Genomic DNA, 6,000 nt, shown 5'->3' with positions numbered 1-6,000 from the left:
GACGCTTGTCAAGATATTGGGTTTATTTTTCTGAAATTTTTTACTGGTTTTTCATAGATTAGTTTTTATAATAAGAAAGAGAGGATATAATAGTATCCTCTCTTGTATATAGCCTACTAATATTTTAGTTTTCTTCAGCCATTTTTGATTTGACTTCATCATATGATAGGGCACGTGATTCTTCTTCTACTTCTTCAGGCATTTTTCCTGTTTCATAAAGAGATTTGATTTGTGTACTATCCAATGTTTCATATTTCAACAAGGCTTCCGCAATCAATTTATGCGTTTCGCGATTTGATTGAATAATTTCAGCTGCTTTATTACGTGCTTCATTCAGTAACGCTCGGACTTCTTCATCAATTTCATAAGCTGTACGCTCTGAAATAGATTTTTGTGGAGTTTGAGCACCAAACATTGCATGATTACCTTCATATTGAACCGGACCAAGTTTTTCACTCATTCCATATTCAGTAACCATAGCACGCGCCATTTGAGTAGCTTGTTCGAAGTCGTTTGATGCACCTGTTGTTTGAACGTTAAAGATAATTTCTTCAGCAACACGTCCACCCATCAAACCTGCTAATTGTTCTTTCATATCTTCTTTAGATAGTAACATTTGATCTTCTTTTGGAAGAGCAATCATGTAACCACCTGCACGACCACGAGGAACAATTGTCACCTTATGAACGACACGCGCATTCGATAAGACTAACCCTACGATAGTGTGTCCGGCCTCGTGATAAGCAACCATTTCACGTTCTTTTTGGGAAACAATTTTATCTTTCTTAGAAGGCCCTGCAATAACGCGATCTTCTGCCTCATCAATATCAGAAGCATCGATGACTGATTTGTTACGACGAGCAGCAACTAATGCCGCTTCGTTCAATACGTTTTCCAAGTCAGCACCAACAAAACCAGGAGTTTGTTGTGCTACTAACTTCAAGTCTACATCTTCTGCTAGAGGTTTATTTCTAGCATGGACTTTTAGAATTGCTTCGCGTCCCTTAACATCTGGACGACCAACCAATACTTTTCTATCAAAACGACCTGGACGAAGAAGGGCTGGGTCTAGAACATCTGAACGGTTCGTTGCCGCAATGACAATGATCCCTTCATTTCCTTCAAAACCATCCATTTCAATCAAGAGTTGGTTCAAGGTTTGTTCACGTTCGTCATTACCTCCACCAAGACCGACACCACGTTGGCGACCAACGGCATCAATTTCATCAATGAAGATAATTGCTGGTGCTGCTTTTTTAGCGTCCTCAAAGAGAGAACGTACACGGCTGGCACCGACACCGACAAACATTTCTACGAAGTCAGAACCTGAAATACTAAAGAATGGTACTCCAGCTTCTCCTGCTACTGCTTTAGCAAGTAATGTTTTACCAGTTCCCGGAGGTCCTTCTAAGAGAACACCAGCTGGGATACGAGCACCTAATTTTGTAAAGCGTTTTGGATCTTTCAAGAATTCAACAACTTCAACAAGTTCTTGTTTTTCTTCTTCAGCTCCTGCTACATCTGAAAAGCGTACTTTGATATCTTCCTTATTAGCAGCCTTAGCTTTATTACGTCCAAAGCTCATTGGATTACGTCCACTATTTCCGCCCATATTTCCCATCATAGAGAAGAGGAAGAAGAATAAAATGGCAAATGGCACTACCGAAACTAGGATGTTAATCCACATCCCACTTGAACTTTCATGTTTCACTTCAATTTGTGTTTGATGTTCGCCAGCCAGTTTTTGTAAATCCGCTACAGTAGTATCTGATGGAAGGATAATACTTGTAAATTTTTCTACTTTTGTTGCAGAAGGTGTGAAAAACTGAATACCTGTTTCCGGTTTTTCTGTTTTAGCAGTTTTATAGACACCAGACACTTCAATAACACTACCACTTGGTTGATAGGTTATTTCTTTTACATTGTCGTTAGTGATTTCCTGCACCAATTCTGAGTATTTAATTTGTTGACTGTGCCCAGCAGCTCTTCCAGCGAAAAAGTACTGAAATCCTGTTACTAGCAAGAAAATCATCAACAAATAAAGAAATGGATTTTTTATAAAACCATTATTTTGCTTTTGCATTCAACAACTTACCCTTCTATTTTGAGTATACTTCCTCTTTCAATACGCCTACATAAGGAAGGTTACGATAATTTTCATTATAGTCTAAACCATAGCCTACAACAAATTCATTTGGAATAGTAAAACATGTGTAGTCTGCTTCGATTTCTACAGTACGGCCTTCAGGTTTATCAAGCATTGTAACAATCTTAACAGATGCCGCTTCTCTAGCAGTAAACATATCTCTCAAACTTTTCAAGGTTTGACCAGTGTCGATAATATCTTCCACAAAAACAACATGTCTACCTTTAATATCTTGAGTTACATCTTGTTTGATATTGATAACACCGCTACTTACAGTACCACCATGATAGCTAGAAACCATCATAAAGTCCATCTCAAGATGAGTGTCGATATATTTCACCAATTCTGCCATAAAAGGAATAGATCCTTTTAAAATACCAACTAGAATCGGATTTTTACCTTCATAATCTTTGGTCAATTGAGCACCTAACTTCTTAGCAGCTTCTGTAATTTCATCTTGTGAAATCAAAATCTTCTTGATATCTTGTTCTAACATGATTTTACCTATCTATTTTTTTCTATATAAAGTACAGTGTTCATTATATCATTTTTCATTTTTATACTCAAATCACTGAGTTCAATTCCTAAAATTGAACAAATCTTTCCGAATTGCTCAACAATAATCGCATTTTTTCGTTTTTCTGCAGGAATTTTTAAATCAATAAAAAGTCGCCTTACTTTTTTTCGATGACCATTTATTATCAAATAATCACCTGGCTGTCGATGCCTCAAAATCAATGATGTTTCACGGGAAACATTTATTTGTTGAACATTTTCGCCTTTTAAAGGAATTCCGAATGAAAATAGAAAACCTTCATAATAAACTTGATTTTGATAGTTTAACACACACTCACTACTTTTTTCATCAGACTTTGGTCTGATTTTACCAATTTGAAAGTGCTGGTATTCTTTTATAAGTTCATAACCATTTTTTATACTATGGCGATATTGACTCTTAGTTTTTAAAATATGATGAATTTCTTGAAATTGTTCTCTTGTTACATTTAAATCAGCAAAACGACTAAGGTATTGTTGTAGTAAAACTCGTTGCGTTGCTTCACTAAAAGATAAAAACTGAGTTAAATCTTCTACATCAACCGCTTGAGATAATTCAGCCAGAGCAATTTGATAATCAGAAATTTCTTTTCCAAACTCTAAAATTGCTTTTTTTACCTGAACATTTTCTTTTTCTAACTGTGGCAGATAGAGGTTGCGAATACGATTGCGAAGATAGTGATTTTCTTTATTCGTTGGATCTTCAAAATGCTCAATTTTAGGAAAATCCTTCTTATAAAAAGACAACAAAGGACGAATTAACTCTCCCTTATTAAACGTTTGTCTTTCTTTAATAGCTGATAAATGGTGTAGTCTAACACCTCTAATCAATCGCATAAAGATTGTCTCAACTTGATCATCTGCATGATGAGCTGTTACAAGAGCTGTAGATGACGTTTGCGCCATTACCTCTCTAAAAAATTCATAGCGAAATTGACGAGCATTTGCTTCTGAAAAATTTCCAGTAAAACAAGCTACATAAATTGGAACTCCAACTTGTTCTGCCAGTTTTCTTAATTCATTTTCTTCCTTCTCTGACTCTGGTCGTTGTTTATGATTTACATGAGCTAAAAACAATTCAATACCAAGTTCTTTTTGATAAGTTAAAAGAAGACGAAAGAGAAACATCGAATCCAATCCACCAGACAAAGCTAGCACAACTCTTGAATGATCTTTGAAATAATCCTTTTCTAGAAGATGATTTAAAAAATCGCGGTCTCTCATTTTAGGACCTCATATACATCCTTAGCAATTTTAGAAATGGTATCGTAATCAGAATTTTTGGTAAAGATTGAAATAATGAAAGGAGAATCTGTGTAGACTATTCCCACATCGTGTTTAAATTCATCTGCATCCCCAATTTTATGGGCTACCTTAGCAGAAATATTCTTAGCAATCCTCTGATTATCAAATGATGTTTGTGATAGGGATTCTAAAACAAAACCATTTTGATTGTAAATAGATTCCATAACTTGACCAGCCATTTTAGCCGAAGCTAACTTATCGTTTACATCCCATTCATTACCAGCAATCGTAGTCATCTCTTTTTTGAAGATATCATCTGATTTATTCGTAACATAATAAGCAAGAATATTATGAGCTACATTGTCAGATTCTTTCGCTGTTTTTGTGATTAAATCTTTAATTGTGTACTCTTTATTATCCGCTGTTTTAGGGAGGCTTCCACTTCCTTCTGGTTTGTATGAACCAGGGAATTCATTAACTTCAGAAACATACTTTAATTTCGTGTCAAGTTGATAATCACCTTGATTGATTTTTTCTTGAACATAATAAAGATAAGGTAATTTCATAACACTTGCAGCGTACATTTTCTGATTTTCGTTAATGCCAGCTTCCTTACCTGTACTCAATTGTTTCACATAAATAGAGAACTGTTCATTTTGATAATTTGCAGATAGCAACTCTTGTACTTTCTGAATACGATTATCATCATCGGAAATATAATCCGTCGAAATCCAGCCCGTTTGCTTGATATGTAAGAATTCACGACCTTCAGCAAAAATAGACATATCTGCTTCAACCTCTTGATAAGCTGCTAAAGTAGATTTTAATTCTTGTTGATCATAAGGACTATTATAAACGACAAATCCTGGTTCTAGCCATACTCGTTTAGAAAAATCGTTTACGATGGAACTATCGTATAAAAGTCGTTTATCAGCCATCACAAATTGATTATTTGACAATTTAAACACAGGCTGTCCTTGTTTATTTAATCGCCATTCTAAAACAGATAATTTTGTTTCTGCATTGACTTTTCCTGATTCTTTAATCAGGTCTTCTGTAGAATAAACTGGCGTCTCACCATAAAATTTTGGAGATTCTATAATATCTTGATAATAAAAATGATATGGAGTATGAGTTAAAGAATAAACTTCTTGTTTTGGAATGATAACTGGATTCTCAGTGCTTACTACTTGAACGCTTTTTAGGAAAATAGGAAGTAGTAATATCACTAAAAATTTACGCATTCTTTTTCCCCTCTTCTTCTTGTAGTCGTAACAGATGATTCTTTCGAGCTAACTCATCTAATTTTTCATCTGACTGACTTAAAAATTTTTCGACAATATCTAATAAATTTTCCATTTCACATTACCTAGGAAGTAAGTCCGGAATTGTATAAACTTCCTCCCATGTTTTTGAATAATAATATTTTGCACGGGAATATTTAGCCGCATAGGATTCGTCTTTTAACTTAGTTGCTAAACTAGCTTCTTTATCCTTTTCATCGCTCAATTCCTGATATTGTTTTTTCAAATCAGTTAGTTGTTGGCGACGTGTTAATAATTGTTGATAACTTTGTGCTAAATTGTAAGTTGGTAAGATGAATAACAACATAATCAAAATCAAAACCCAACCCATAAAACGATTACGTTTTTGACGTTCTTCCATCATGTATTTACGTCGTTGGTGTTCATTTTGAATAAATGAATTATTCATTTGGACTATTTTTTTATACATCGTCTTCTACCCTTGTTTCACTGATAATTTCATACATTCCAGCTGCATCTTCTTTTTTTGTGCTATCTTTCATTTCGAGCACCTTTACAAGCAACAATTTATTTCCAAAACGAATTTCAACCTGATCATTGATTTTTAAATCAGTTGAACTTTTAGCAAGGATACCATTTACCTTGATACGCCCTTTATCTGCAACTTCCTTAGCCACTGTACGGCGTTTAATAATTCGTGATACTTTTAAATATTTATCTAATCTCATCTTATAATACCTCAAATTATTATTGTACCATTTTTATCCCTTTTATAGAAGAAAAAAGGTA

7 protein-coding genes are annotated in these 6,000 nt (G+C 34.5%); all 7 read right to left on the bottom strand.

The genetic code is table 11. The annotated features are described in order from the left end of the window. Positions 1 to 124: 124 nt before the first annotated feature. The 7 genes from ftsH to QM419_RS07615 are packed head-to-tail and all read right to left on the bottom strand — an operon-like array spanning position 125 to position 5,939. On the bottom strand, positions 125 to 2,083 hold the full coding sequence (ftsH, locus tag QM419_RS07645; RefSeq protein WP_414278388.1) for an ATP-dependent zinc metalloprotease FtsH: 1,959 nt from the start codon (positions 2,081 to 2,083) through the stop codon (positions 125 to 127). Between the two features lie 16 nt (positions 2,084 to 2,099). Beyond that, entirely contained in the window at positions 2,100 to 2,642 is a 543-nt protein-coding gene (hpt, locus tag QM419_RS07640; RefSeq protein WP_006150551.1) for a hypoxanthine phosphoribosyltransferase, read from the bottom strand. An 8-nt stretch (positions 2,643 to 2,650) separates the two neighbouring features. Then, a complete protein-coding gene (gene tilS / locus QM419_RS07635) occupies positions 2,651 to 3,925 on the bottom strand; it encodes a tRNA lysidine(34) synthetase TilS (RefSeq protein WP_414278387.1) in 1,275 nt (424 codons plus the stop codon). Next, a complete protein-coding gene (locus tag QM419_RS07630; RefSeq protein ID WP_414278386.1) occupies positions 3,922 to 5,190 on the bottom strand; it encodes a serine hydrolase in 1,269 nt (422 codons plus the stop codon). Before QM419_RS07630 ends, tilS begins: the two co-directional genes overlap by 4 nt. Then, a complete protein-coding gene (locus QM419_RS07625) occupies positions 5,183 to 5,305 on the bottom strand; it encodes an SP_0009 family protein (protein WP_414254512.1) in 123 nt (40 codons plus the stop codon). The genes QM419_RS07630 and QM419_RS07625 overlap by 8 nt, the downstream gene beginning before the upstream one ends. Positions 5,306 to 5,311: 6 nt before the next feature. Continuing rightward, positions 5,312 to 5,680, bottom strand: a complete 369-nt coding sequence (locus QM419_RS07620) for a septum formation initiator family protein (protein WP_016466544.1) — start codon at positions 5,678 to 5,680, stop codon at positions 5,312 to 5,314. Continuing rightward, a complete protein-coding gene (locus QM419_RS07615; protein WP_004250926.1) occupies positions 5,673 to 5,939 on the bottom strand; it encodes an RNA-binding S4 domain-containing protein in 267 nt (88 codons plus the stop codon). The genes QM419_RS07620 and QM419_RS07615 overlap by 8 nt, the downstream gene beginning before the upstream one ends. Positions 5,940 to 6,000 lie beyond the last annotated feature (61 nt).

This window comes from Streptococcus infantis (genome assembly GCF_047464715.1).
Classification (GTDB): Bacteria; Bacillota; Bacilli; order Lactobacillales; family Streptococcaceae; genus Streptococcus; species Streptococcus infantis_S.
Note: the sequence above shows the minus strand (reverse complement) of the source record. Positions and strands in the feature narration are given on the sequence as shown.